The sequence below is a fragment of the Pleomorphomonas carboxyditropha genome, assembly GCF_002770725.1.
Classification (GTDB): Bacteria; Pseudomonadota; Alphaproteobacteria; order Rhizobiales; family Pleomorphomonadaceae; genus Pleomorphomonas; species Pleomorphomonas carboxyditropha.
Window position 1 is genome coordinate 24985 of record NZ_NQVN01000026.1, and the last position, 26144, is coordinate 51128.

Sequence of the window (26144 nt, forward strand, 5' to 3'; positions counted from 1 at the left end):
GCCTTCTCAGCCGGCCCGAATGCCGGCCAGGAAGGTGCCGAGCTCGCGCCGCAGCGTGTCGGACTGCCGCGCCAAGTCGTTGGCGGCCGACAGCACCTGCGTCGCCGCGCCGGACGATTCCGTCGCCGCCTGGGTGATGCCCACCACGTTCTCCGACACCTGATGGGTGCCGATCGACGCCTGGCTGACGTTCTGGGCGATCTCGCCGGTCGCCGCGCCCTGCTGGTCGACGGCGATGGCGATCGACGTGGCGATGCGATTGAGGTGCTCGATCACGCCGGTGATGACGACGATCGCCTCGGCCGACGACTGGGTCGAGGCCTGGATCTCGCCGATCTGGCTGGAGATCTGCGACGTCGCCCGCGACGTCTGGTCGGCGAGCTGCTTGACCTCGGCGGCGACCACGGCAAAGCCCTTGCCGGCCTCGCCGGCCCGCGCCGCCTCGATGGTAGCGTTGAGGGCCAGGAGGTTGGTCTGCGAGGCGATGCTGTCGATGAGGTTGACCACCTCGCCGATGCGGTTGGCGCTGTCGGCCATCTCGCGCACCCGCGCCGCCGTCGACTGGGCGTCCTTGCTGGCCTTGGAGGCCACCTCGGTGCTCTCGTCGGCCTGCCGCTTGATCTCGGCGATCGAGGCGGCGAGCTCCTCGGCCGCCGCCGCGACGGTCTCGACGTTGGTGGAGGCCTCCTCGGCGGCGCTCGCCACGGTGACCGACTGGTTGGAGACTTCCTCGGTGGCCGCCGACATCGACTGCGCCGCCGCCTGCAACTGCGTCGAGGCGCCGACCACCGTCTCGACCACGCCGCCGACCGCCGTTTCGAAGGCGTCGGCCATCTCCTGCATCTCGGCGCGCCGGCGCGCCTCGGCTTCCGCCTTGGCGCGCTCCTGGTCGGCGCGCATGCGGTGGTTCTCCTCGAGGCCCTGCTTGAACACGTTGAGCGTCGCCGCCATGGTACCGACCTCGTCGCCGCGCCCGAGGCCGGGGACGTCGACGGAAAGGTCGCCCTCGGAAATGCGCTGCATGGCCCGGGTGATCGACACGATGGGGCGCGACAGGCTGCGGCCGATCAGCACGGCGAGCACCAGGCAGAGCAGCAGGCCGCCGGCGGCGAAGCTCCAGAGGGTGATGGTCGTCGAGGCCTGGGTCGCCTCGGTGTCGGCCTTCAGCTTGTTCTGATCGTCGCGGACGGCCGACTGGAAGCCGGCGAACTCGTCGGTCAGCTTGGCGACGAAGGTCCGCATCTCGGTCGCCTGATCCTCGATGCCGCCGGTGAGGGCGAAGATCCTGGCGAAGGTGTCGGCATATTGCTTGCTGCGCTCGCGCACGGCTGCGAGCCGGGTCGCCTCGGCCGGCGTCGCGGCCGCCATGGCGGCCTCGAGCGCCGCGTCGCCATCCCGGAAGGCGTCGAGCGCCTTCCTGTCGGCATCGACGCCGGCGCCGGACATCGCCCGCGTGACGAAGATGCGGCCGGTGAGAATGAAGCGCAGGGCCTTTTCGGCGTTCGCCGCCGTGGCCGATGCCTGGTCCGCCCCGTCGATCACCGCCTCGAGATCGGCGCCTACCGACGTGCCGAGCGGGTCGAGCTGCTCGTCGGTCAGCCGCTTGGCCTCGGCGCGGGTCTTGATGAGTTCGCCGAGCATGCCGTCGTAGGTCTCGAAGCTCGCCTGCATCGCCTTGAGGTGATCGAGCTGCTCGGCGTCGTCGGTTGCCTTCAGGCTGTCGTCGAGCGCCGCCCGCATGGCGGCGGCCTTCTGGGCGGCCGTCGCCTCGGTGTCGGGCAGGGTGGTGTAGATGACTTCGCGCGCCGCCCGGCGGTATTCGAGGAAGCTGGCCTGGACCGTGTTGGCCTTGTCGGTGACTTCGATTTCCGAAAACAGCGTTCCGATGCTGCCCCCGATGCCGGAAAGGCTCTTGAGCGACATGCCGGCGGTGAAGGCAAGGATCACCAGGATGGCGGCGAAGCCGAGTCCGATGCGGGTGGAAATATTCACGGACCGCCTGACACCGGCGGTCTGGGATTGCGTCTGCATGTTCGTCGCTTCCTTCTGTCGGCCAAACCCAAGCCCAACCTCAGGCAGAAAACGCGCGTTTTTTCTCGATTCTCTATCGTCGGGTCGCATACAACTTCTATTGATGCGGTTAATAACGTTCTAATGTAGAATAATACCTCTCGATTGCAACGATTTAAACTCAACACTTAAAAGTGTTTTTCACCGAAATGACTAAGATCATTTGGCGCCATTTCGGGATTAATACTTTTAGTTAGGGGAATAGACATACATGTATTTCATGGAACATTAAAATTTCAGCCAGAAATTTCCATAGTTAAATATTGCCCGGCCGACCGATCCGGTGGGGCTGCTACTTTGTTGGGCACCTTTGACACTGTAATAATTGTAGGGTTTCCCGCCATTTTTGTATTGGAACCGGCGGCACGCCCATCGGGATGACGGCCCCCGCCGCGGGCCGGCACACCCAGCGGCTGTCGAGGCGCGGCGAGCTCAACATCGCCGAGCGGCGGACGAGCGGACAGGGCCGGAGCGGCGGCCTGTCCGGGGCGTCCCGCAGAGCGGCGCCAATCCCGGAACACGAGGGCCGGACAAACAAAAAGGCTTGGCCGATGTCAGCCAAGCCCTTCAAAGGAATGGTGGGCGTGACAGGGATCGAACCTGTGACCCCTACGATGTCAACGTAGTGCTCTCCCGCTGAGCTACACGCCCGTTTCCGTTTTGCGGGGCCGCCTCACCGGCGGCGTGGGCGGGGATATAGCGTCCTTTCCCTCCCCACGCAAGGGGCTAGAGACGCTTTTCCGAATTCCCCTTCAAGCCCTTGATCCGGAACCGACTTCCCCTCGGAAAACCTGCGCCGTGCCGTCAGGCGGCCGCCAGCATCTTCTCCACCTCGCGCACGAGGTCCTTGAGATGGAACGGCTTGGACAGCACCTTGGCGTCCTTGGGCGCCTGGCTGTCGGGATTGAGGGCGACGGCGGCGAAGCCGGTGATGAACATGATCTTGAGGTCGGGGTCGAGCTCGGTCGCCCGGCGGGCCAGCTCGATGCCGTCCATCTCGGGCATGACGATGTCGGTGAGCAGCAGCGTGAAGGGCTCTTCGCGCAGCCGCTCGTAGGCGCTCCGGCCGTTGTCGTAGGAGACGACGTCGTAGCCGGCATTGGCGAGCGCCTTGGCCAGGAAACGGCGCATGTCGTTGTCGTCTTCGGCCAGGAGAATACGATTCATTTGCGATTCCGGTCAGATGAAAAGCGGCGGCAGGCCGCAAGATGATCCAACTATCTCACAAGAGCACCGGCACGGTAAACTTGTGGTTAGCGGCCCGCGTTCCGGGCTGTTCCCCCCTTGTGTAGAACTTTTCAGGAGGGCGTTCAAACCCCGTAGTGGAGCGAATTTGACTTTTGGATTCCGCCCGGGGGCCGGGCCGCCCTCGGGCGGCCAGGGGGAAAAGGCGGGGATGCGGCGGGCGCCGATCAGCCACCTTAGCAATGGACACGTCCGGCAAAACAGGGCAGATTTCAGAATCAGGAGTGCAGAAGCCCTATTTTCGGCCGCCAACGGGTTGGGAGAGCGGCTCTACGGACTGGAGAAGGATGCGCGTCGTCACCGATTTCCGCTCGGAACCGCCCTTCGAGATTCTGTCCCCCGTGGAGCAGATTCATCCTTTCGTCTTCAACTCGCCGCATTCCGGCACCGCCTATCCGGAAGACTTCCTCGCCGCGAGCCGGCTCGACAGCCGCCGCATCCGCCTGTCGGAAGACGCGCATGTGGACAAGCTGTTCATGCATGCCGTCACCGCCGGCGTGCCGCTGCTCCGGGCGCATTTCCCGCGCGCCTATCTCGACGTCAACCGCGAGCCCTACGAGCTCGATCCGCGCATGTTCGACGGGCGGCTGCCGGCCTTCGCCAACGTCCGCTCCATCCGGGTGGCCGGCGGGCTCGGCACGGTGCCGCGGGTCATTTCCGACAGCGAGGAGATCTACGCCGGGCCGCTGCCGATCGAGACGGCGCTCGACCGCATCGAGACGCTCTACAAGCCCTATCACGCCGCGCTCACCCGCCTTCTGGCCCAGACGCACGTGCGCTTCGGCCGGGCCGTGCTGATCGACTGCCACTCGATGCCATCGTCGGTCAGGGGGCAGGACGCCAGGGGCCGGTCCGATTTCGTGCTCGGCGACCGTCACGGCACGTCGGCGTCGCGGGCGCTGATCGATCACGCCGCCGGGGCGCTGACGGCGCTCGGCTACAAGGTGGCGATCAACCGGCCCTATGCCGGCGGCTTCATCACCGAGCATTACGGCCGGCCTGCCAAGGGGCTGCACGCCCTGCAGATCGAGATCAACCGGTCGCTCTACATGGACGAGCGGACGCTCGATCCGCATTCCGGCTTCGTCCGCCTCAGCGCGGAGCTGGCCGACTTCATCGATGGCCTGATGCGGCTGCCGCTCGAGGTGGTCTGCCCTTCGCCCGGCCGCTTCGCCGCCGAGTGACCGGCGCCGGCCGCCGCGCCGCCGCGTCAATCTCTGAAACGTTTCGGAGAAAGCGCCTCTGGCGCCGTCCCATCCTTGCGGATAGGCTGGAAAGAAAAGGGGCCGTCGCAAAAGCGGCGGCCCAAGTCTTAGGGAGGAAACGCCCAAGGAGGGCGGACAGCGCAGAAGCCTGCGCTGCACCCTACTAAAATGCCTACTTTCGTCTTATTGGTCAACCCCTCGCGGTAGAAGGTAGGGGTCTGGTTCGCGTTTTAGTGGGCCAAGGAGGCGCCGGCAATCGCCACGGCCGGGGAATGAAAAATTGCATTTCTTTGAATCCAAAAATAAAAACAACGGGATGAAGCGGTAGTCAAGGTACGGTTGCAACGTTGCGCCTCGTTGTTTCGTCATGCGGGAACATATCAGACATGCAGATCACACCCATCTCCAAAGCCTTCTTCGACCGGTTGGCCGACGCGGCTGCGGCGGCGATCATGCCGCATTTCCGCACCGCGCTCGCCGTCGAGAACAAGCTCGAAGGCGCCTTCGACCCGGTGACGGTCGCCGACAAGGCCGGCGAAGTGGCGATGCGCGAGCTGATCACGGCGACCTATCCCGACCATGGCATCCTCGGCGAGGAGTTCGGCAATGCCGGGCTCGACCGCGAGCAGGTCTGGGTGCTCGACCCGGTCGACGGCACGCGCTCGTTCATCGCCGGCATCCCGCTGTGGGGCACGCTGATCGGCCTTAGGGCCGGCGGCCGGGCGACACAGGGCATGATGGCGCAGCCGTTCACCGGCGAGCGCTTCTACGGCGACGGCGCCACGGCGCTCTACAGCGGGCCGGGCGGCGAGCGGCGGCTCCGGACGCGGCCCTGCGGCGACATTTCCGAGGCGACGCTGTTCACCACCTCGCTCCGGCCGTTCGGCGATGCCGATCGCGCCGCCTATCTGTCGGTCGAGCGGCAGGCGAAGCTCGTCCGCTACAGCGCCGACTGCTACGCCTATTGCATGGTGGCGGCCGGGCAGGTCGACCTGGTCATCGAGGCGGGCCTGCAGCCCTACGACATCACGGCGCTGATCCCGGTGATCGAGGGCGCCGGCGGCGTCGTCACCTCCTGGACCGGCGGCAGCGCCGTCGACGGCGGCCGCGTGGTGGCGAGCGGCGACCGGCGCCTGCACGAGCAGGTGCTGAAGCTGCTGGCCCTGGGGGCGTCGGAGACGTCCGGCTTCATTCCGACGAGCCGGGGATGAAGGCGTCGAAGGCGGCCCAGAACTGGGCGGCGTAGACCTCGCGTTCCATCATGATCTCGTGGCGGGCGCCGTGGATCAGCACGTAGGCCGGGTTGCGCAGGGCGCGCGCCATGGTCTCGATGGCGAGGCGGCTCACCACCGTGTCGGCGCCGGAATTGACCAGCATCACCGGCGCCGGCATGGCGTCGGCAAGGTCGGGCGCCGCCAGCAGGTCGAACATGCGCGTCGCCGCCGACACCCAGCCGAGCGTCGGCGCGGCGAGCCGGTAGAGCGGCCGGGCGGCCAGGATCGCCTCGTTGACGCGGTAGCGGTCGGGATCGGAGGTCAGCGGGTTGCGCTCGAAGCTGCGCGCCGTGCCCGCCCGGCGGCGCTGGCCGGGAATGTAGCGGGGACCGGCGCCGCAGCGGACGCAAAAGCGCAGCAGCAGCCGGCGGAAGCCCGGCATGGTCGTCCGTTGCGGCAGGCCGAGCATCGGCGCCGTCAGCACCAGCCGGTCGAAGGTGGGGGCGAGGAAGCGGCCGGCCGACAGAAGGATGCCGCCGCCCATCGAATGGCCCAGCGCGAAATAGGGCGGCGGGCAGTCGGGCAGCACGACGCGGCGGCGGAAGGCCTCGATGTCGCGCAGGTAATGGCGGAAGGAACGGACATGGCCCTTGCCGGGATCGTCGGTGAGCCGGGTCGATCCGCCCTGGCCGCGCCACTCGACGATCGCCACCGCGAAGCCGCGCTGCCGCAGCCGCTCGACGACGTGGAAATACTTCTCGATGGTCTCCGACCAGCCGGGAAACAGGCAGACGGTGCCCTTTGTTCCGCCCGGCAAGGCCGGCCAGCGGGCGGTGCGCAGGCGGACGCCGTCGGAGGTGGAGATCATCTCCAGCCGGCAGCCGGCCGGGATCGGATTGTCGGCGAGGTCGAGAAGATCCATGAGCATTCCCCGGCGGCCATCCGCGGCCACCGCCGCGCCGTTTCTAGCACGGAGGCGGCGGCCGGCGCCATCGCCGGAAGGCGGTGGGCATTTCCAGGAGACCTATATCGGCCGATTATTCCATTCTGCCCGAGGTCCTCCGCCTTCGCGGAGGATGACAATCTATGTATATGTTTTTTATATATAAATCTGTCATCCTCCGCGAAGGCGGAGGACCTCGGGCCGGATAAGGCGGTGAGGCTCATATAGCTGCCCTGTGTCCGCCCGAACCGCTCGAGAAACAGGCCTGCCGATGAACGCAAGGCTCGCCCCGGAGCAGCCGGAGGCGATCGTCGCGCCTCTTGAAATGCGATTTGGCTACCCCAAATCAATGAACGCGGACGCCCCGGACGGGGGTCCGCGGCGACCGGACGTTCCGCCTTCGAAAGGGGAACAGAAAGCCGGCCGGCCAACCCGAGACTGTCGCTCAACCGGAGGACATCATGCGTAATTACGACCTTTCCCCGCTTTACCGCTCGACCATCGGCTTCGATCGCCTGTTCTCGCTGCTCGACCAGGTGTCCAGCAGCGATGCGTCGGCCCAGTCCTATCCGCCCTACAACATCGAGCGCACCGGCGAGAATGCATACCGCATCACCATCGCCGTCGCCGGCTTTGCCGAGGACGAGCTGACGATCGAGGCCCGCGAGGCCACGCTGACGGTCAAGGGCGAGAAGAAGCCCGAGGCCGAGGACAGCGGCCGCGAGGTGCTGTATCGCGGCATCGCCGCCCGCGCCTTCGAACGGCGCTTCCAGCTCGCCGATCATGTCGAGGTGAAGGGCGCCTCGCTGGATCACGGCCTGCTGCACGTCGATCTCGTGCGCGACATTCCCGAGAGCAAGCGGCCGCGCACCATTCCGATCGGCAAGGGCGAGGCCGCCCCGCAGATCGAAGCGACCCTCAACTAAGCTGGTCGGCAATGGCGGGCGGAGACCGCTCCGTTCGCTGTCGGAAAATGACAAAGGGCGCCCCGCAAGGGACGCCCTTCTTGCATGTGCGCTTTTGTCGAAAGCTACTTGCCGAGCGCCTTCAGGAAGTGGTCGACCTCGTGGGCGGCGGTGGCGAACGACGTGACGAGGCGGACGAGATCTTCATCCCCGCTCGGCTTTTCGCTGTCGTCGAGGCCGTCCGGCGCCCACTCGTAGAACTGGGCTCCGGCCGCCTTGAGGCGGGCGCTGACCGGCTTCGGCCAGATGGCGAACACTTCGTTGGCCTCCGGCTCCCACAGGATGCGGGCGGTGGAAAGCTGGCCGATGCCGGTGGCCAGGCGCTTGGCCATGGTGTTGGCGTGGTAGGCGTTGTCGAGCCAGTGGCCGCGGTCGAAATAGCCCTGGAACTGGGCGGCGACGAAGCGGCTCTTGCAGAACAGCTGGCCGGCGCGCTTGCGGATGTAGCCGAAATCCTCGGCCTTCTTGGTGTTGAAGAACACGACCGCCTCGGCGCACCAGCAGCCGTTCTTGGTGCCGCCGAACGACAGCACGTCGACGCCGGCCTTCCAGGTGATGTCGGCCGGCTGGCAGCCGAGCGAGGCGAGCGCGTTGGCGAGGCGGGCGCCGTCCATGTGCACCTTGAGGCCGTAGGCGTGGGCGACGGCGGCGAGCGCGGTGATTTCCTCCACCGTATAGACGGTGCCCCATTCGGTCGACTGGCTGAGCGACACGGCGACCGGCCGGCCGTGATGGACGGCGGCCGGGAAATAGCGGCCGATCGCCGCTTCCAGCGCGTCGGGCGTCAGCTTGCCGCGGGGGCCGGGGATGGTGACGAGACGGCCACCCGACAGAAACTCCGGCGCGCCGGCCTCGTCGCAGGCGATGTGCGCGATGTCGTGGCAGAGGACGAGGCCGGCCGGCTTCATCACCGAGGCGAGCGACAGCGAATTGGCGGCCGTGCCGGTGGCGACGAAGAAGACGGAGACGTCGTGCTCGAAAACCTCGGAGAACCAGTCGACGGCGACGCGCGTCTGGTCGTCGGCGCCATAGGCGGGAACCGAGCCGTTTCCGGCGTTCAGGAGGGCATTGGCCACTTGCGCCGAGGCGCCGGCCCAGTTGTCGCTGGCAAAGTACATGGAGCCGAGTTTAGCCTTGTCGATCTCGGGCGACAGCCGCCGAGTTTGCGCACCACCCATGCAGACCGTTCATGCCGCCGTCAATCCGGATTTCGCCCGAAAATAATGGGTCAGGATGGTTGACGGGACCACAAGGTTATGCAAATAACGCATCGCGCATTCGGGACCGCGATAGTTTGGTTCCGGATGGGCGGATCCGGGGGCTCGGGTCGGCTTTTCGGAGGAAAAGGCGGCCAGCGTATTTTCCCGAATTCCACCGCTCGCGATTTTCGCTTGCCTCGCCGGAGCGACGGGTGCAAAGCGCGCAGCGGAGGGTTCCGGGGGAGGAGCGGGCTTCGGGATCATCTGGCGAAACGGCTATCGAGCTGTCTCCTTGTTCCGGTTTTCACGGGATGAGGACGACGGCTGTCGCTGTCGCGCCGTCCGGCGAAAGCCGGCGCGGCGTCGCCTGAAAGGACGGATGGGTCCACAGCGGGGTTATAAGCGGGTATAAGGAACATCCCGCTCCTCACGCGGAGGCGTCCGGAAAGAGACACCCTTCGGCGGGCCGCAGGTCCGCCGGCACATTGATGAGGACTTCGCCATGAAGACGCTCGACCAACCGATGCCGCACCTCGTGCCTCACGCGCCGAATGCCGCAACGAGCGCCACGCGCACGACCGACGCGATCGCCGATCTCCGCGCAAAAGCCGGGGCGGAGGGCCTCTACAGCGCCGGGCACGAGCACGACGCCTGCGGCGTCGGCTTCGTCGCCGACATCAAGGGCCGCAAGAGCCACCAGACCGTCGAGGACGCCCTCTACGTGCTCGAAAACCTCGAGCATCGCGGCGCCGTCGGCGCCGACCCGCTGATGGGCGACGGCGCCGGCATCCTGGTGCAGATCCCGCATCCGTTCTTCGCCGAGGAGTGTCGGACGCTCGGCTTCGAGCTGCCCGAGGCCGGCAGGTACGGCGTCGGCCAGTTCTTCCTGCCGCAGGACGAGGCCGAGCGCAGCCGCGCCGTCGGCATCGTCGAGCGGTCGGTGAAGGGCGAGGGCCTTGAGATCCTCGGCTGGCGCGAGGTGCCGGTCGACAACTCGGCGCTGTCCGACGGCGTCAGGGCCACCGAGCCGGTGCACCGCCAGTTGTTCGTCGCCCTGCCGGGCGTCTCCGACCAGGAGCTCCTGGAGCGCAAGCTCTACATCGCCCGCAAGGTGCTCTCCGGCGACGTCTACGAGGCCGACTGGAACGGCGCCACCAAGCGCGACCAGGATTCCTTCTACGTGGTGTCCTTCTCCTCGCGCACCGTCGTCTACAAGGGCATGTTCCTCTCCTATCAGGTCAAGCGCTACTACCCCGACCTCTCGGATCCGCGGTTCGAGTCGGCGCTGGCGCTCGTCCACCAGCGCTTTTCCACCAACACCTTCCCGTCGTGGAAGCTGGCCCATCCCTACCGGATGGTCGCCCACAACGGCGAGATCAACACGCTGCGCGGCAACGTCAACTGGATGTACGCCCGCCAGGCGACCACCACCTCCACGGCGTTCGGCGAGGACATCGAGAAGATCTGGCCGATCTCCTACGAGGGCCAGTCGGACACCGCCTGCTTCGACAACGCGCTGGAGTTCCTGCTGCGCGGCGGCTACTCGCTGCCGCACGCGGTGATGACGCTGATCCCCGAGGCCTGGGCCGGCAACGAGAGCATGGATGCCGAGCGCAAGGCCTTCTACGAGTATCACGCCGCCATCATGGAGCCGTGGGACGGCCCGGCGGCCGTCGCCTTCACCGACGGCCGGCAGATCGGCGCGACGCTCGACCGCAATGGCCTGAGGCCGGCCCGCTACGTCGTCACCGACGACGACCGGGTGATCCTCGCCTCCGAGAGCGGCACGCTGCCGATCCCCGAGGAGAAGATCGTCCAGAAGTGGCGCCTGCAGCCGGGCAAGATGCTGCTGATCGACCTCGTCGAGGGCCGCATCATCTCCGACGACGAGATCAAGAAGACGATCTCGACGGCGCAGCCCTATGCCCAGTGGATCGACGACACCCAGCTCGTGCTGGAAGACCTGCCGGCGGTGCGCGCCCGCGCGCCCAAGTCGGGCGAGAACCTGCTCGACCTGCAGCAGGCCTTCGGCTACAGCCAGGAAGACCTCAAGGTGCTGATGGCGCCGATGGCCGTCACCGGCCAGGAGGCGATCGGCTCGATGGGCACCGACACGCCGATCTCGGTGCTGTCGTCGAAGTCCAAGCTGCTCTACACCTACTTCAAGCAGAACTTCGCCCAGGTGACCAACCCGCCGATCGACCCGATCCGCGAGGAGCTGGTGATGAGCCTGGTGTCGTTCATCGGCCCGCGCCCGAACCTGTTCGACCGCGGCGGCGACGACGCGCACAAGCGGCTGGAGGTGCGGCAGCCGATCCTGACCAACGAGGATCTCGAGAAGATCCGGTCGATCGAGACCATCGACGGGTCCGGCTTCAAGACCATCACCATCGACATCACCTATCCGGCGGCCAACGGCCCGGCCGGCATGCGGCCGGCGCTCGAAGCCATCTGCATCCAGGCCGAGGCGGCGGTGCGCATGTCGGCGGCCGGGCAGGTCTACAACATCATCGTCCTCAGCGACCGCATGGTCGGCCGCGAGCGCATCGGCATTCCGGCGCTGCTCGCCACGGCGGCGGTGCACCATCACCTGATCCGCAAGGGGCTCCGCACCCAGGCCGGCCTCGTCGTGGAATCGGGCGAGCCGCGCGAGGTGCATCACTTCGCCTGCCTCGCCGGCTACGGCGCCGAGGCGATCAACCCGTATCTCGCCTTCGATACGCTGATCGCCATGAAGGACAAGCTGCCCAAGGGGCTCGACGAGCACAAGGTCGTCTACAGCTACATCAAGTCGATCGGCAAGGGTCTGCTGAAGATCATGTCGAAGATGGGCATCTCGACCTATCAGTCCTACTGCGGCGCCCAGATCTTCGACGCCGTCGGCCTGTCGTCGCGCTTCGTGCAGAAGTATTTCTTCGGCACGGCCACCCGTATCGAGGGCGTCGGCCTCGACCAGATCGCCAAGGAGACGGTGGCCCGTCACGCCCGCGCCTTCGGCGCCGACCCGACGCTGGCCACCATGCTGGAGGTGGGCGGCGAATATGCCCAGCGAATGCGCGGCGAGGCGCACGTCTGGACGGCGGGCGTCATCGCCGGCCTGCAGCATTCGGTGCGCGCCAACTCCTTCGAGCAGTTCCAGAAGGAATTCTCCGAGGCGATCAACGCCCAGAGCGAGCAGGCGATGACCATCCGCGGCCTGTTCCGCATCAGGTCCGCCGAGGAGATCGGCCGGACGCCGGTGCCGCTCGACGAGGTGGAGCCGGCCAAGGACATCGTCCGGCGGTTCGCCACCGGCGCCATGAGCTACGGCTCGATCAGCCGCGAGGCGCATACCAACCTCGCCATCGCCATGAACCGCATCGGCGGACGCTCGAACACCGGCGAGGGCGGCGAGGAGGCCGATCGCTTCAAGCCGCTGCCGTCGGGCGACAGCCTCAGGTCGGCGATCAAGCAGGTCGCCTCGGGCCGGTTCGGCGTCACCACCGAATATCTGGTCAACGCCGACCAGATGCAGATCAAGATGGCGCAGGGCGCCAAGCCCGGCGAGGGCGGCCAGCTGCCCGGCCACAAGGTCGACGCGGTGATCGGCAAGGTGCGCCACGCCACCCCCGGCGTGCAGCTCATCTCGCCGCCGCCGCACCATGACATCTACTCGATCGAGGATCTGGCGCAGCTCATCTTCGACCTGAAGAACGTCAACCCGACCGGCGAGGTGTCGGTGAAGCTGGTCTCGGAAGTCGGCGTCGGCACGGTCGCCGCCGGCGTCGCCAAGGCGCGCGCCGACCACATCACCATCTCCGGCTTCGAGGGCGGCACCGGCGCTTCGCCGCTGACCTCCATCAAGCACGCGGGATCGCCGTGGGAGATCGGCCTGGCCGAGACGCAGCAGACGCTGGTGATCAACGGCCTGCGCTCGCGCGTCGAGCTGCAGGTCGACGGCGGCGTCCGCACCGGCCGCGACGTGCTGGTCGGCGCGCTGCTCGGCGCCGACGGCTTCGGCTTCGCCACGGCGCCGCTGATCGCCTCGGGCTGCCTGATGATGCGCAAGTGCCATCTCAACACCTGCCCGGTCGGCATCGCCACCCAGGACCCGGTGCTGAGGAAGCGCTTCGTCGGCCAGCCGGAGCACGTCATCAACTACTTCTTCTTCGTCGCCGAGGAAGTGCGCCGCTATCTCGCCGCGCTCGGCTTCCGCAAGCTCGAGGAGATCACCGGCCGCACCGACATCCTCGACAAGCAGGCGGGCATCGAGCACTGGAAGGCGAGGGGCCTCGATTTTACGCGCCTGTTCCACCTGCCGAAGGCGGAGCCGGCCGAGATGCGCCACACCACGCTGCAGAAGCATCCGATCGACGACATCCTCGACCGCAAGCTGATCGCCGAGGCGATGCCGGCGCTCGAACGCGGCGAGGCGGTGAAGATCGAGGCGCCGGTGATCAACGTCAACCGGTCGGTGGGCGCCATGCTCTCCGGCGAGATCGCCAAGCGCTACGGCCACGTCGGCCTGCCGGACGACACCATCCGCGTGACGCTGACCGGCACCGCCGGCCAGTCGTTCGGCGCCTGGGGCGCCCACGGCCTGACGCTCGACCTCGTCGGCGACGGCAACGACTACGTCGGCAAGGGCCTCTCCGGCGCCCGCCTGGTGGTGCGGCCGAACCCGAACTCGAGGATCGTGCCGGAGAAGTCGATCATCGTCGGCAACACCGTGCTCTACGGCGCCATCGCCGGCGAGTGCTACTTCCGCGGCGTGGCCGGCGAGCGCTTCGCGGTGCGCAACTCCGGCGCCATCGCCGTCGTCGAGGGCGTCGGCGACCACGGCTGCGAATACATGACCGGCGGCATCGTCGTGGTGCTCGGCAGCACCGGGCGCAACTTCGCGGCCGGCATGTCCGGCGGCATCGCCTACGTGCTCGACGAGGACGGCAGCTTCAACAAGCGCTGCAACATGTCGATGGTCGAGTTCGAGGAGATGATCGAGGACGAGCTGGCGCTGCCGGTCGGCGTCGACGGCAAGGTCGACATCCGCGGCGACATGACGCGCCACGACTGCCAGCGCCTGAAGGCGCTGATCGAGCGGCACCACACATGGACCGGCTCGCCGCGCGCCAAGGCGATCCTCGACGATTGGGCGGCTTACCGTGGCAAGTTCATCAAGGTGATGCCGACCGAATATCGCAAGGCGCTGGAAGCCATGACGGCGAGCCGCATCGCCGCCGAGTAACCGAGAGGGACGGCCTTCCGGCCGTCCCGCCCCACCGAGACAGGAAAGGTCCCCGAAGGCTCATCCCGCGCGCGGCGCCAGCAAGGCGCGCCCGGCCGATGAAAGGGACCCATAAGGCTAGACGGAGTGAAAGATGGGCAAGGCTACCGGCTTCCTCGAGTTCGAGCGTCAGGAGCTCAAGTACCAGAAGGTGGACGATCGCGTCCGCCACTACAACGAGTTCACCATTCCGCCCAAGGAAAGCGACATGCAGACCCAGGGCGCCCGCTGCATGGAATGCGGCGTGCCCTACTGCCATCGCGGCTGCCCGGTGAACAACCAGATCCCCGACTGGAACGACCTCGTCTACAACGGCGACTGGGAGTCGGCCGCGCGCAACCTCCACTCGACCAACAACTTCCCGGAGTTCACCGGCCGCGTCTGCCCCGCCCCCTGCGAGGCCGCCTGCACGCTGAACCTGTTCGAGGCGCCGGTGACGATCAAGCAGATCGAGTACACCATCGCCGAGCGGGCCTGGAAGGACGGCCGGGTGCAGCCGGAGATCGCCAAGGTCAAGACCGGCAAGAAGGTGGCGGTGATCGGCTCGGGTCCGGCCGGCCTCGCCGCCGCCCAGCAGCTCGTCCGCGTCGGCCATGACGTGCACGTCTACGAGAAGAACGCCCGGGCCGGCGGCCTGCTGCGCTACGGTATTCCCGACTTCAAGCTCGACAAGCACGTTGTCGAGCGGCGCGTGCAGCAGATGGTGGCCGAAGGCGTCGTCTTTCACTTCAACGTCCATGTCGGCGTCGACGTGAAGGTCGAGGACCTCAGGGCGGAGTATGACGCGGTGCTCTTGGCCGGCGGCTCGGAAAAGTCGCGCGACCTGCCAGTGCCCGGCCGCGAGCTGCGCGGCGTCCACTTCGCCATGGAGTTCCTGCCGCAGCAGAACCGCCGCGTCGGCGGCGAGCCGCTCGGCGCCGTCGCGCCGATCACCGCCGAGGGCAAGCGCGTCGTCGTCATCGGCGGCGGCGACACCGGCTCGGACTGCATCGGCACCTCGAACCGCCAGGGCGCCACCGGCGTCGTCCAGCTCGAGATCATGCCGAAGCCGCCGGAGAAGGAAGACAAGCTGACCACCTGGCCGAACTGGCCGCTGAAGCTCAGGACCTCGTCGAGCCACGAGGAGGGCGCCGAGCGGCTGTTCGGCGTCACCGCCACCTCCTTCGAGGGCCAGAACGGCGTCGTCAGCAAGGTCCACTGCGCCAAGGTCGACGCCAGGTTCCAGCCGATCCCCGGCACGGAATTCACCCTCGACGCCGACCTGGTGCTGTTCGCCATGGGCTTCGTGCATCCGGTGCACGAGGGCATGATTGACGAGCTCGGCGTCGACAAGGACGGCCGCGGCAACGTCAAGGCCACCGAGACGGACTACCGCACCTCGATCGACAAGGTGTTCGCGGCCGGCGACATGCGGCGCGGCCAGAGCCTGGTGGTCTGGGCGATCCGCGAGGGCCGGCAGGCGGCCCGCGCCATCGACGAGTTCCTGATGGGCGCCTCCGTGCTGCCGCGCTGACCGGAGCATCTGCCCGAAAAGTTGCAGACTTTTCGGATCAAGCGGATGGGCAAAAACCAATCAAGCGAACGGCCGGGTTCCGCGAGGGAGCCCGGCCGTTTTCGTTTCGGCCGGTTGAAAGCGCCGCCTCGAGCGTCGAATCCCGCCGACCGCATGCGGTCTTCCATGAAGCGGCGGTCATGCCGCCGTCATTCGGAAACCGGCACGACGCCCTTTTTCAAGATGATGTTTCCGTATTTGACGCGCTGGCCGGTCACCACCACGGCATAGGCCTGGCGGGCGCGCTCATAAAAGGCATAGCGCTCGATGCGGCGGATCGGCGGCGTCGCCGGCCAGCGCCGGTCGATCTCGGCGCGGTAGGTCTTCTCGACCTCGGGATCGAGGCTGTCGCCCGGCACGGCTTCCATCATGATCACCGGATCGTCGACGAAGTCGTCGATGTTGATCAACCGCAGGATGCCGTTCAGCAAGTCCGGTATGCCGATGCCATCGGCGCGTATAACCCGCTGCGAAAACGTGTCTCCCGGGTAGAAGGCATCCGAAAGAACGATTTCATCGCCATGGCCCATTCGATGGAGGGCGGTGAGCAACTCTGGGGATATATAGGGTGAAATACCGATCAGCATGATGGGACTCCTGGGGACGTTTGCGCGGAATTGTCGCGGAATGGTCGTCTCTCTATCGGCTCGCCGTTGGCGGCTTGTCAAGCTGATGGAAAACGTTTGCCTGATTGGAATTGCTTGAGATTCATGCGCTAAGTATCAGCCAACTCTTTGCTTAATCGATTTGAATAGGCATATTCTGGCCTGCTAATCCCTTGGTATAATCGGATGGAAGCGGATTGACAGGCCTTGGAGCTGGGATCATAACCCCGCTCATGTCGATTGTTGGTCCGTTTAGGACAACGATTGCACGACGAGTCGACGGGAGGAAGGAAACATGGCTTCGGACTGGCTTCTCGAGATGGTCGGAATCTCAAAAAGCTTTCCCGGTGTCCGTGCCTTGGACGACGTTTGCCTGCGCGTTCGCGCCGGCAGCGTCCACGCCCTGATCGGCGAGAACGGCGCCGGCAAGTCGACGCTGATGAAAGTGCTCAACGGCATGTACCGCCCGGATGCCGGCGAGATCCGGCTGCGCGGCGAGCCGGTGCAGATCAACGGCCTGAAGGGCGCGCTCGATCTCGGCATCTCGATGATCTACCAGGAGCTCAATCCCATTCCGGCCATGACGGTGGCCGAGAACATCTTCATCGGCCGCGAGCCGGTCTACGGCCGGTCCGGCGTCGTCAACCGCCGCCGGATGAACGCCGACGCCCGGCGGCTGTTTCAGACGCTCGGGCTGGAGATGAACCCGTCGGCCCGGCTGTCGAGCCTGTCGGTGGCCGAGATGCAGATGGTGGAGATCGCCAAGGCCATCTCCTTCGATTCCGAGATCATCGTCATGGACGAGCCGACGTCGGCGATCACCGACCGCGAGGTGGAGAAGCTGTTCGAGATCATCCACACGCTCAAGGCCGCCAACAAGGCGGTGATCTACATCTCCCACAAGATGAATGAGCTGTTCCGGATCGCCGACGAGATGACGGTGATGCGCGACGGCCGCTACATCGACACCCAGCCGACCGACAAGCTGACGCCGCAGAGCCTGATCGCGATGATGGTCGGTCGCCGCATCGACGAGATGTTCCCCAAGGAGGACGTGCCGCTCGGCGAGGTGGTGCTGTCGGTTGACGGCCTGTCGCAGGACAGCCGCGTCCGCAACGTCTCCTTCGAGCTCCGGCGCGGGGAGATCCTGGGCATTGCCGGGCTGATGGGCGCCGGGCGGACCGAGCTGGTCGAGACCATCTTCGGCATCCGCAAGCCGTCGGCCGGGCGGATCCGCATCGGCGGGCGGCCGGTGGCGATCGCCAGCCCGCGCGACGCCATTCGCCACCGCATCGCGCTGGTATCCGAGGACCGCAAGCTGATGGGCCTCAACCTCCGCGCCTCGGTGAAGGACAACGTCTCCTTGGTCAATCTCGCCCGCTACTGCAATCTCGGCGGCGTCATCCGCGCCCGCCAGGAGGTCGATGTCGTCCGCCGACAGATCGACCGCTTCAAGATCAAGGTGTCGTCCTACCGGCAGATCGTCGACACGCTGTCGGGCGGCAACCAGCAGAAGGTGGTGATCGCCAAGTGGATCCTCGCCGATCCCGAGATCATCATCCTCGACGAGCCGACGCGCGGCATCGACGTCGGCGCCAAGTCGGAAATCCACAAGATCATGGTGGCGCTCGCCAGAGAGGGGAAGGCGATCATCATGATCTCGTCGGAGCTGCCCGAAGTTCTCGGAATGAGCGACCGCATCCTCGTCATGCACGGCGGCGAGGTGACGGGCGAATACGCGCGGGCGGATTTCAGCCAGGAAGCCGTCATGGCTTCGGCCACCGGCAGTCACTAGGGCGTTTCCGGCAAGGGCGCGTCGCGGCCTTGCGTTGGAAATCACATAAAAACAAAGAGTTAGAACATTGCCGGTGATCCGTTTCACCGGAGATGCTTCAGGAGGAGAACAATGAGCATGGCATCTCTGGCCGGCGCCGACGGCTATGGAACCAAGGTCAAGCAAATCGCCGCCCGCTACGGCATCTACATCGCCTTCGCGGTGATGTTCGTCTTCCTGTCGCTGTGGTCGCCCTGGTTCCTGACCTTCGACAACATCCTCAACATCCTGCGCCAGTGCTCGATCAACGGCATTATCGCCGTCGGCGCCACGCTGGTGATCATCACCGGCGGCATCGACCTGTCGGTGGGCGCCATCGTGGCGCTGGCGGCGGTGTCGGCCTCGTCGGTGGCCCATCCCGACAGCTATCCGGTGATCGTGCCCATCCTGGTCGGCCTGGCGGTCGGCGCGCTGTGCGGCGGCGTCAACGGCTTCATCATCGCCAAGGGCCGCATCGCGCCGTTCATCGTCACGCTCGGCATGATGACCATCGTGCGCGGCGCCTCCCTGGTCATGTCGGACGGCCGGCCGGTGATCAATCTCAGCGACGAATACAACACCATCGGCGGCGGCTACCTCTGGGGCGTTCCCCTGCCGGTGTTCCTGTTCATAGCCGTGGTGCTGATCGGCGCCTTCCTGCTGCATTTCTGCAAGTTCGGCCGGCACGTCTACGCGGTCGGCGGCAACGAGCTGGCGGCCACCGTGTCCGGCCTCAACGTCGGCCGCGTCAAGCTGGGCGTCTACACGCTGGCCGGCCTGTTCGCCGGGTTCGCCGGCATCATCCTGTCGTCCCGCGTCATGACCGGCTCGCCGGCCGCCGGCGCCGGCTATGAGCTCGACGCCATCGCCGCGGTGGTCATCGGCGGCACCAGCCTGGCCGGCGGCACCGGCGCCATCCTCGGCACAGTGATCGGCACGCTGATCATCGGCACCATGAACAACGGCCTGGATCTGCTGAACGTCTCTTCGTACTTCCAGCAGATCGTCAAGGGAATCATCATCATATCCGCGGTTCTTCTCGATCAATACACGAAGAACTCGCGCTGAGAATTTGAAGATCGGTCAACCAACAAACAGACCGAGCAAAGGAGGAGACGAAAATGAAGAAGGCACTCATGTTCTGCGCGGCGTTCGCCATGGCCGGCGGCCTGATGTCGCCGGCGTCGGCCGGCTACCGGATCGGCGTCAGCTACCAGAACCTTCAGAACGAATTCATCGTCAACATCGCCAAGGCGGTCGAGGAGAAGGCCAAGGAACTCGACGTGACGCTGATCGAGAGCGACGGCCAGGGCAAGGCGGAAGTGCAGATCTCCCAGGTGGAGAACTTCATCGCCCAGCACGTCGACGCCATCATGCTGATTCCCTTCGACAAGGAGGGTTGCGTGCCGGCCGTGCAGAAGGCGGTTGCCGCCAAGATTCCGCTGGTGGTGTTCAACGCGCAGGTGGCCAACGTCGAGCTCGCCAACACCTACGTCGGCTCCGACGACATCGAGGCCGGCCGGATCGAGATGCAGTACATCGCCGATCTCCTGGGGGGCAAAGGCAACATCGCCATCATCCACGGACCCAACGGCCATTCGGCGGAAGTGCAGCGCACCGAGGGCAACAAGGAAGTCCTCGAGAAATACCCGGACATCCAGGTGCTGTTCGAGCAGACCGCCAACTGGGATCGCGCCCAGGCGCTCAGCCTCACCGAGAACTGGCTGCAGACCGGACGGCCGCTCAACGCCATCGTCGCCCAGAACGACGAGATGGCCCTCGGCGCCTACAAGGCGGTCGAGGCGGCCGGCAAGGCCAAGGACATCCCGGTGATCGGCATCGACGCCATCGCCGACGCCCTGAAGTCGGTCAAGGACGGCAAGATGGCCGCCACCGTCTTCCAGGACGCGCATGGCCAGGGGGCGACGGCCGTCGAGATGGCCGTCAAGATCCTCAAGGGCGAGGACGTGCCCAAGGTTGTGAACATCCCCTTCAAGCTGATCACCAAGGAAAACGTCGACAGCTTGCAGTAAGGTAGAACCGGCGGCGATCCGGCGGCCTGGCTGCCGGGTCGCCCTGCGGGGGACGGCCTCGCGCAACGGGAGATTTGAAGGTTGGCTTCACTCAAGGATGTTTCCAAGGCTGCGGGCGTCTCGCCGTCGACGGTATCGCGGGTCATCACCGGCAGTCGTCCGGTCGACGAGGAGACGCGGGAGCGGGTGCTGGAGGCGATCCGGACGCTCGACTACCGTCCCAACCTTCTGGCGCGCGGCCTCCGCAACAAGTCGCGCAAGAGCATCGGCCTGATAGTGCCGAGCATCCTGCACGAGACCTTCGCCAACTTCATCTACTTCGTCGAGGAAGCCTGCGTCAGCCACGGCTTCACCATGCTGCTCGGCAACACCCAGGCCGATGCCGAGGCCGAGGAGCGGGTGCTGAAGAACTTCATCGGCATGAGCGTCGACGGCGTCATCGTCTCGCAGGTGTCCGACGAGAGCGCCGTGGTCAAGAGCCTCAACCGGCTCGGCATTCCGGTGGTGGGCATCGACCGGGCGCCCGATGACGAGGAGGCCGACCGGGTCGTGGTGTTCAACCGCGAGGCCGGCGAGATCGCCGCCCGCTATCTCTACTCGATGGGGCACCGGCAGGTCGCCTGCATCGGCGGCCCGGAGACGGTCAGCCTGTCGCGCGAGCGGCTCGACGGCTTCCGCAGCTTCCTGACCGAAAAGGGCATCGAAGTGCATCACGTCTCGGGCCCGGATTTTGAGTTCGAGACCGGCATCGCCATGGTGCGCAAGTTGCTCGGGCAGGGCTGCGAATTCTCGGCGATCTGGGCCCACAGCGACCTCCTGGCCATCGGCGCCATGCAGGAGCTGGCGCGGCTCGGCATGCGCATCCCGGAGGACGTGTCGATCATGGGTATGGACGGCATCCAGCTCGGCGAGATGGTGCGGCCGACGCTGACCACCATCCGCCAGCCGTTCCGCGAGATCTGCCAGCACGCCGTGCGCCTGCTGCTCGAGCGCATCGAGCACGGACACGCCAAGCCGACCCGCATCGTCGTGCGGCCCGAACTCGTCGTGCGCGACTCGGTTTGCCACAGATGACGACAGACTGACGCCCCGCGCGGGGTCACCCAATCCAAAATCGATCAGATTGAAAAACGATCCAAGGAGGTCGACGTGACTGCTTTGTCCAAAATCAGGGACGCTTTCGAAAAAGGCGAGGGGGTGCTGCGTCTCGCGCCCGTGTTCGTTCCCCGCCGCTTCTCGTCGGCCGGCCAGCGCCTGCGCCTGCATCCCGACGATTACTATGCGCTCGGCACGGCGCGCGGCTCGATCAAGGAGCGCTGGTTCTCCTCGGTGATCGCCGCCATGAACGGTCCGCTGGCGCCGGCCGACGAGGGCATGAGCTATGTCGACCCGACCGGGCGGATCGAGGACAGGTTCCTGTTCCGGGACGCCGTCGCCGAATTAGGCGCCGACATCATCGGGCCGGAACTCAAGGCCAAATACGGCACCTGGCCGATGTATTCGAAGTTCTTCGACTTCAACGCGCCGCTGTTCCTGCACCTGCATCTGCGCGAGGAGGACGCCCGCCGCGTCGGCCGCAAGGGCAAGCCGGAGGCCTATTACTTCCCGCCGCAGCTCAACAACCATCCGGGGCTCTTCCCACACACCTATTTCGGCTTCGACCCGGACATGACCAGGGACGAGGTGCGCGCCCGCCTCGCCCTCTACCGGCAGACCGACAACCGCGTCACCGAGCTTTCCCGCGCCTATCGCATCCAGCTCGGCACCGGCTGGTACACGCCGCCGGGCGTCGTCCACGCGCCGGGCTCCTATCTCACCTACGAGCCGCAGTGGAACAGCGACGTCAACTCCGTCTACGAGAACATCGTCAACCACGAGGTCTACCCCTACGAGTTCCTGGTCGAGAATTGCCCCGAGGAGAGCAAGGAGGACCTCGACTACGTCATGAGCCTGATGGACTGGGAGGCCAACGTCGACCCGTCCTACCGCAAGACCTATTTCCGGCCGCCGCTCGTTGCCTCGGAGAGCGAGCAGCACGTCGAGAAATGGGTCGTCTATGCCACCGGCTACATCGCCGCCAAGGAGCTGACGGTCCATCCGGGCGCCAGCGTCACCATCCGCGACGCGGCGGCCTACGGCTGCGTGCTCACCCAGGGTCACGGCAAGGTCGGCGTGTTCGACGCCGAGACCGCGACCATGCTGCGCTACGGCCAGTTGTCGGCCGACGAGTATTTCGTCAGCGAAAAGGCGGCCAGGGCCGGCCTGACCATCGTCAACCTCAGCAAGGTCGAGCCGCTGGTCATGCTCAAGCACTTCGGCCCCAACGCCGGCGATCCCTCGATCGGCTGAGCTTTTATCTACCCGAGAAACGCACCGGCTGGGTTCCGTGAGGGAATCCGGCCGCAGTCATTCGGCTCCGCGGAAGGATTACCTCAGCGCGGTGGCGTCGTAGCGGCCGGGCACCGGCTCAAGCGGCAGGCCCTCGACGACGAGGCGGTGGAGGGGCGTGCCGGGCTTGGGCTGCGTGAGGTCGGCGGCGGTGATCAGCTTGTCCTCGCCGGCGGCGCCGGGATCGTTCAGGAGCATGACGAGACCGCCGCCCGACACCTGCTGCATCAGGTTGGCGGTGGGGGCGGCGACGTTCAGGGCGGCGCCGAGGCTCTGCTGGACGTAGAAGGCGAGCTTGCGGGCGCCGGAGCGGGTGAAGCCGATGCCGTCCTTGAGGCGCAGTTGCCGCACCTGGCCGTCGAGGTCGGGGCCGCTCGCCACGAAGGCGCCGTTCTGCGAGAACGGCTCCCAGACGTCGATGTAGGTCGCTCCCTTTTCGCTCGCCTCGTCGCGGATGACGCCGTCGATATAGGTGACGTCGTTGGTCGCCTGCGGACTGGCGACCGGCACCAGGCCGACCCACTGGAAGGGCACGACATGCTCGCGCGTCACGCGCATCAATTCGTTGAGCCGGGCCTTGTAGATGGTCTCCCAGTCGGCCGAGGGAAAGTCGACGACGCGATCGGGCAATTCGATCGGCCGTCCGTCGGCGCGGCCGATCATGGCGACCACCGCGGCCGGCCGCGGCTTGTCGGCCAGGCGCTTTTCGAGGAAGGCCTTCCAGTCGATGTCCTCGGTGGAGGCGAGGCCGGCGTCGTCGATGGTCTTGGTCTCGACGCGGACGTCCGGCCGGTCGGCGAAGGCGACGTCGAGGCCGCGCCCGAGGTCGGCGGCCAGCCGGTCGCCGATCACCAGCACGACGCGGGCGTCGTCCTGCTTGGGGTTCTGCGGCTTGACGACGGCGGCCGGCGCCGGCGCCGCCTTGCGCTGCTGGCCGGCCGGCGGCACCTTGATGATGCGGGGGCCGACGGACGGCGGCGCGACCTGCTGCTCCTGGCGGCCGAGGCCGAACAGGCGCATCAGGAACGGCCGGTTGTCGGTTTGCTGCTGCTGCGGCGGCTGGGGCTGCGTCTTGAAGAACTGCGCCGACGCCGGCGTCGCCAGCCAGACGGCGGCGAGGATGACGACGGTCGACAGGCTTGCGCAGCGACGGAACACGGGAGACGGGCCTCCAGGCCGAAAGCTTCAGCCGTTTCGCAGCAGCGTCAGCAGTTCGAGCGACGCGTTGCCGGTGACGGCCAGGCCGCGCTGCGCCTCGAAGGCGCGGATGGCGGCGACGGTTTGCGGGCCGACCTTACCATCGATCTTCTCGAGAGGAAATCCGATGGCGTTGAGGCGGGACTGCAGCTCGGCGCGGCCGGCCTCGTCGAGCGGCGTGTAGCCGCGCGGCCAGGGCTTGACGAACGGGCCGCCGCCGGCCAGGCGATCGGCGAGATGGCCGACGCCGAGCGCGTAGGCGTTGGCGTTGTTGTAGCGCTTGATCGCCTGGAAGTTCCGGAGCGTCAGGAAGGCCGGGCCGCCGGGGCCGGCCGGCAGCAGCAGGGTGGCCTGATCGCCGGGGCGCGGGAAGGCACTGCCGGCGGCGCGGGTGAGCCCACGCGCCGTCCAGTCGGCGAGCGAGGCCGAGCGCCCTTCGAGCGAGCTGTCGAAGCCCGGCGGCAGCACCACCTCGTAGCCCCAGGTGGCGCCGGCCTGCCAGCCGGATTTCCTCAGATAGTTGGCGGTGGAGGCGAGCGCATCCGGCACCGAGGTCCAGATGTCGCGGCGGCCGTCGCCGTCGAAGTCGACGGCATAGGCGAGATAGGTGGTGGGAATGAACTGCGTCTGGCCCATGGCGCCGGCCCACGAGCCGGTCATGTGGCGGGCGTCGACGTCGTGATGCTCTAGGATGCGCAAGACGGCGTTGAGCTGCTGCCGGCCGTAGGCGGCGCGCGAGCCGCCGCGCCAGCCGAGCGTCGCCAGCGCCCGCACCACGTTCTTCACCTTGGTGGGGTCGCGCAGGATGGCGCCGTAGCTGCTCTCCATGCCCCAGATGGCGACGACGACATGGCGATCGACGCCATAGGTCGCCTCGATGCGGTCGAGCAATGCGCGGTGGCGCACCAGCATGTCGCGGCCGGTGGCGATGCGGCTTTCCGCCGCCATGTCGTCGAGATAGTCCCAGATGGCGCGCGAGAATTCCGGCTGGCTGGTCGCCTTGGCGAGCACGTCGTCGTCGGGGCCGACGCCGCGGAAGGCGGCGGCGAAGGTGGCGCGCGTGACGCCGCGCGCCTCGGCGGCCGGCCACTGGCTTTCGACGAAGGCGGTGAAGGCCGGCGGTATCGGACCGTCGGCGAGCGGCGGCAGGCCGGGCGCGCCCGAGGAAGCGAAGTCGTTGCCGAGGATGGCGCAGCCGGCGATGAGGGCGGCGAGCGACAGGGCGGCACCGCCTCGGGCGATCCGTGACATGTTCAGCATGACGCGCTCCTTTTTCCGGCCTGCATTGTCTTTTCAGAGACGAGACTTATGGTAAACGATCGGTTAAATTCCCTGGCGCTTCGGTGCCGACCGTCCGACTTTCGGACCTTTCGCAAAGGAATTTATTCGACCAGCCCCACATTTCCAAAATTAAACATTTTTCCGCTATTGATGGTCCCGCCCACGCGGCAGACGTCCAAACGTCCGGATCGTCACCCAAATTGCCGCTCAGGAGTGCTTCATGTCCAAACGCATTCGTAAAGCCGTCTTTCCCGTCGCCGGCCTCGGCACCCGTTTCCTGCCGGCCACCAAGGCCGTGCCGAAGGAGATGATGACCGTCGTCGACCGGCCGGCGCTCCAGTATGTCGTCGACGAGGCCAAGGCGGCCGGCATCGAGCATTTCGTCTTCGTCACCGGCCGCGGCAAGGAAGTGATCGAGAACCACTTCGACCTCGCCTACGAGCTGGAGGCGACGCTGATCGCCCGCAACAAGACGGCGGCGCTCGAAGAGCTGCGCGCCGAGCGCCCGGCCGCCGGCACCACCTCGTTCACCCGCCAGCAGGAGCCGCTCGGCCTCGGCCACGCCGTCTGGTGCGCCCGCGACATCGTCGGCGACGAACCTTTCGCCGTGCTGTTGCCCGACATGCTGATGAAGCACACGGTGCCCTGCCTGAAGAGCATGGTCGACGCCTACGAGGCGAGCGGCGGCAACGTCGTCAGCCTGGAGGAATGCGATCCGGCCCAGACCTCGTCCTACGGCATCGTCGCCCTCGGCAAGACGCTCGCCCCCGACGTGTTCGAGGTGACCGACATGGTCGAGAAGCCGAAGCCGGCCGACGCGCCGTCCAACTTCTACATTTCCGGCCGCTACATCCTGCAGCCGCGCATCTTCGAGCTGCTCGGCAACCAGGAGACGGGCGCCGGCGGCGAGATCCAGCTCACCGATTCCATGCTGCGGCTCGCCAGGGAGCAGGCCTTCTGCGGCGTGCGCTTTCGCGGCACCACCTTCGACACCGGCACCAAGCTCGGCTTCCTCAAGGCCAACATCGCCTACGGCAGCGAGCGCACCGATATCCATCCCGACATTGCGGGTGAGCTCAGGGCCGCTCTAGGTTAGCCTCAGTCGCCGGCGGCGGCTTCGGTTTGATGGCACATAGACAAAATAAAAGGGGGCGCTCCGGTTGGAGCGCCC

General features: G+C 66.6%; 18 protein-coding genes and 1 tRNA gene. 11 read left to right on the top strand and 8 right to left on the bottom strand.

The genetic code is table 11. The annotated features are described in order from the left end of the window. Nucleotides 1–6 precede the first annotated feature (6 nt). From CJ014_RS23770 to cpdR, 3 genes are all read right to left on the bottom strand, one after another. Nucleotides 7–2031 carry a HAMP domain-containing methyl-accepting chemotaxis protein gene (locus tag CJ014_RS23770; protein ID WP_165790969.1) on the bottom strand — a complete coding sequence of 675 codons (2025 nt, stop codon included), beginning with the start codon at nt 2029–2031 and terminating at the stop codon, nt 7–9. A gap of 615 nt (nt 2032–2646) precedes the next feature. Then, nucleotides 2647–2721 (bottom strand) — tRNA-Val (locus CJ014_RS23775). Between the two features lie 153 nt (nt 2722–2874). Beyond that, nucleotides 2875–3237, bottom strand: coding sequence for a cell cycle two-component system response regulator CpdR (gene cpdR / locus CJ014_RS23780; RefSeq protein ID WP_026783912.1), 363 nt, complete (start codon nt 3235–3237; stop codon nt 2875–2877). A 365-nt stretch (nt 3238–3602) separates the two neighbouring features. On the opposite strand from cpdR, the gene CJ014_RS23785 reads away from it, so the two are divergent. Next, complete coding sequence (locus CJ014_RS23785; protein WP_100082995.1) at nt 3603–4499, top strand: N-formylglutamate amidohydrolase; 897 nt, start codon at nt 3603–3605, stop codon at nt 4497–4499. A 407-nt stretch (nt 4500–4906) separates the two neighbouring features. Then, entirely contained in the window at nt 4907–5731 is an 825-nt protein-coding gene (hisN, locus tag CJ014_RS23790; RefSeq protein ID WP_100082996.1) for a histidinol-phosphatase, read from the top strand. Here the strand turns inward: hisN and CJ014_RS23795 are convergent. Continuing rightward, entirely contained in the window at nt 5709–6656 is a 948-nt protein-coding gene (locus CJ014_RS23795; protein WP_100082997.1) for an alpha/beta fold hydrolase, read from the bottom strand. The genes hisN and CJ014_RS23795 overlap by 23 nt on opposite strands. A 482-nt stretch (nt 6657–7138) precedes the next feature. Here CJ014_RS23795 and CJ014_RS23800 point away from each other — a divergent pair, with 482 nt between their 5' ends. After that, entirely contained in the window at nt 7139–7603 is a 465-nt protein-coding gene (locus tag CJ014_RS23800) for an Hsp20 family protein (RefSeq protein ID WP_100082998.1), read from the top strand. Between the two features lie 104 nt (nt 7604–7707). Here CJ014_RS23800 and CJ014_RS23805 read toward each other — a convergent pair whose 3' ends face one another. After that, complete coding sequence (locus tag CJ014_RS23805) at nt 7708–8760, bottom strand: threonine aldolase family protein (RefSeq protein WP_100082999.1); 1053 nt, start codon at nt 8758–8760, stop codon at nt 7708–7710. A gap of 583 nt (nt 8761–9343) precedes the next feature. Between CJ014_RS23805 and gltB the strand changes: the two genes are divergently transcribed. Then, nucleotides 9344–14065 carry a glutamate synthase large subunit gene (gene gltB, locus CJ014_RS23810; RefSeq protein ID WP_245427601.1) on the top strand — a complete coding sequence of 1574 codons (4722 nt, stop codon included), beginning with the start codon at nt 9344–9346 and terminating at the stop codon, nt 14063–14065. A 133-nt stretch (nt 14066–14198) separates the two neighbouring features. Continuing rightward, nucleotides 14199–15617: a glutamate synthase subunit beta gene (locus tag CJ014_RS23815; protein WP_100083000.1), complete on the top strand. Its 1419-nt coding sequence runs from the start codon at nt 14199–14201 to the stop codon at nt 15615–15617. A gap of 188 nt (nt 15618–15805) precedes the next feature. On the opposite strand, the gene fucU is transcribed toward CJ014_RS23815, so the two are convergent. After that, the gene (gene fucU / locus CJ014_RS23820) at nt 15806–16243 is read right to left on the bottom strand and encodes an L-fucose mutarotase (RefSeq protein WP_100083001.1); all 438 of its coding nucleotides are present in this window, start codon (nt 16241–16243) and stop codon (nt 15806–15808) included. Between the two features lie 313 nt (nt 16244–16556). On the opposite strand from fucU, the gene CJ014_RS23825 reads away from it, so the two are divergent. The 5 genes from CJ014_RS23825 (at nt 16557) to CJ014_RS23845 (ending at nt 22456) form a co-directional block, all read left to right on the top strand. Then, nucleotides 16557–18056: a sugar ABC transporter ATP-binding protein gene (locus CJ014_RS23825; RefSeq protein WP_100083002.1), complete on the top strand. Its 1500-nt coding sequence runs from the start codon at nt 16557–16559 to the stop codon at nt 18054–18056. A gap of 111 nt (nt 18057–18167) precedes the next feature. Then, the gene (locus CJ014_RS23830) at nt 18168–19142 is read left to right on the top strand and encodes an ABC transporter permease (RefSeq protein WP_100083003.1); all 975 of its coding nucleotides are present in this window, start codon (nt 18168–18170) and stop codon (nt 19140–19142) included. Between the two features lie 53 nt (nt 19143–19195). Then, nucleotides 19196–20107: an ABC transporter substrate binding protein gene (locus CJ014_RS23835; RefSeq protein WP_100083004.1), complete on the top strand. Its 912-nt coding sequence runs from the start codon at nt 19196–19198 to the stop codon at nt 20105–20107. Nucleotides 20108–20188: 81 nt separating this feature from the next. Then, complete coding sequence (locus CJ014_RS23840; protein WP_100083005.1) at nt 20189–21181, top strand: LacI family DNA-binding transcriptional regulator; 993 nt, start codon at nt 20189–20191, stop codon at nt 21179–21181. 75 nt (nt 21182–21256) lie between these two features. Further along, complete coding sequence (locus tag CJ014_RS23845; protein ID WP_207765850.1) at nt 21257–22456, top strand: cupin domain-containing protein; 1200 nt, start codon at nt 21257–21259, stop codon at nt 22454–22456. Nucleotides 22457–22534: 78 nt separating this feature from the next. On the opposite strand, the gene CJ014_RS23850 is transcribed toward CJ014_RS23845, so the two are convergent. Further along, on the bottom strand, nt 22535–23653 hold the full coding sequence (locus CJ014_RS23850; protein WP_100083007.1) for an SGNH/GDSL hydrolase family protein: 1119 nt from the start codon (nt 23651–23653) through the stop codon (nt 22535–22537). 27 nt (nt 23654–23680) lie between these two features. Then, nucleotides 23681–24952: a lytic murein transglycosylase gene (locus CJ014_RS23855; RefSeq protein ID WP_100083008.1), complete on the bottom strand. Its 1272-nt coding sequence runs from the start codon at nt 24950–24952 to the stop codon at nt 23681–23683. A 241-nt stretch (nt 24953–25193) separates the two neighbouring features. Between CJ014_RS23855 and galU the strand changes: the two genes are divergently transcribed. Then, entirely contained in the window at nt 25194–26069 is an 876-nt protein-coding gene (gene galU, locus CJ014_RS23860) for a UTP--glucose-1-phosphate uridylyltransferase GalU (protein WP_100083009.1), read from the top strand. The last annotated feature ends 75 nt before the right edge of the window (nt 26070–26144 follow it).

Coding starts and splice junctions, on each gene's coding strand:
- CJ014_RS23770 (WP_165790969.1), bottom strand. CDS start 2,031: ATGCAGACGCAATCCCAGACCGCCGGTGTCAGGCGGTCCGTGAATATT.
- cpdR (WP_026783912.1), bottom strand. CDS start 3,237: ATGAATCGTATTCTCCTGGCCGAAGACGACAACGACATGCGCCGTTTC.
- CJ014_RS23785 (WP_100082995.1), top strand. CDS start 3,603: ATGCGCGTCGTCACCGATTTCCGCTCGGAACCGCCCTTCGAGATTCTG.
- hisN (WP_100082996.1), top strand. CDS start 4,907: ATGCAGATCACACCCATCTCCAAAGCCTTCTTCGACCGGTTGGCCGAC.
- CJ014_RS23795 (WP_100082997.1), bottom strand. CDS start 6,656: ATGGATCTTCTCGACCTCGCCGACAATCCGATCCCGGCCGGCTGCCGG.
- CJ014_RS23800 (WP_100082998.1), top strand. CDS start 7,139: ATGCGTAATTACGACCTTTCCCCGCTTTACCGCTCGACCATCGGCTTC.
- CJ014_RS23805 (WP_100082999.1), bottom strand. CDS start 8,760: ATGTACTTTGCCAGCGACAACTGGGCCGGCGCCTCGGCGCAAGTGGCC.
- gltB (WP_245427601.1), top strand. CDS start 9,344: ATGAAGACGCTCGACCAACCGATGCCGCACCTCGTGCCTCACGCGCCG.
- CJ014_RS23815 (WP_100083000.1), top strand. CDS start 14,199: ATGGGCAAGGCTACCGGCTTCCTCGAGTTCGAGCGTCAGGAGCTCAAG.
- fucU (WP_100083001.1), bottom strand. CDS start 16,243: ATGCTGATCGGTATTTCACCCTATATATCCCCAGAGTTGCTCACCGCC.
- CJ014_RS23825 (WP_100083002.1), top strand. CDS start 16,557: ATGGCTTCGGACTGGCTTCTCGAGATGGTCGGAATCTCAAAAAGCTTT.
- CJ014_RS23830 (WP_100083003.1), top strand. CDS start 18,168: ATGAGCATGGCATCTCTGGCCGGCGCCGACGGCTATGGAACCAAGGTC.
- CJ014_RS23835 (WP_100083004.1), top strand. CDS start 19,196: ATGAAGAAGGCACTCATGTTCTGCGCGGCGTTCGCCATGGCCGGCGGC.
- CJ014_RS23855 (WP_100083008.1), bottom strand. CDS start 24,952: ATGCTGAACATGTCACGGATCGCCCGAGGCGGTGCCGCCCTGTCGCTC.
- galU (WP_100083009.1), top strand. CDS start 25,194: ATGTCCAAACGCATTCGTAAAGCCGTCTTTCCCGTCGCCGGCCTCGGC.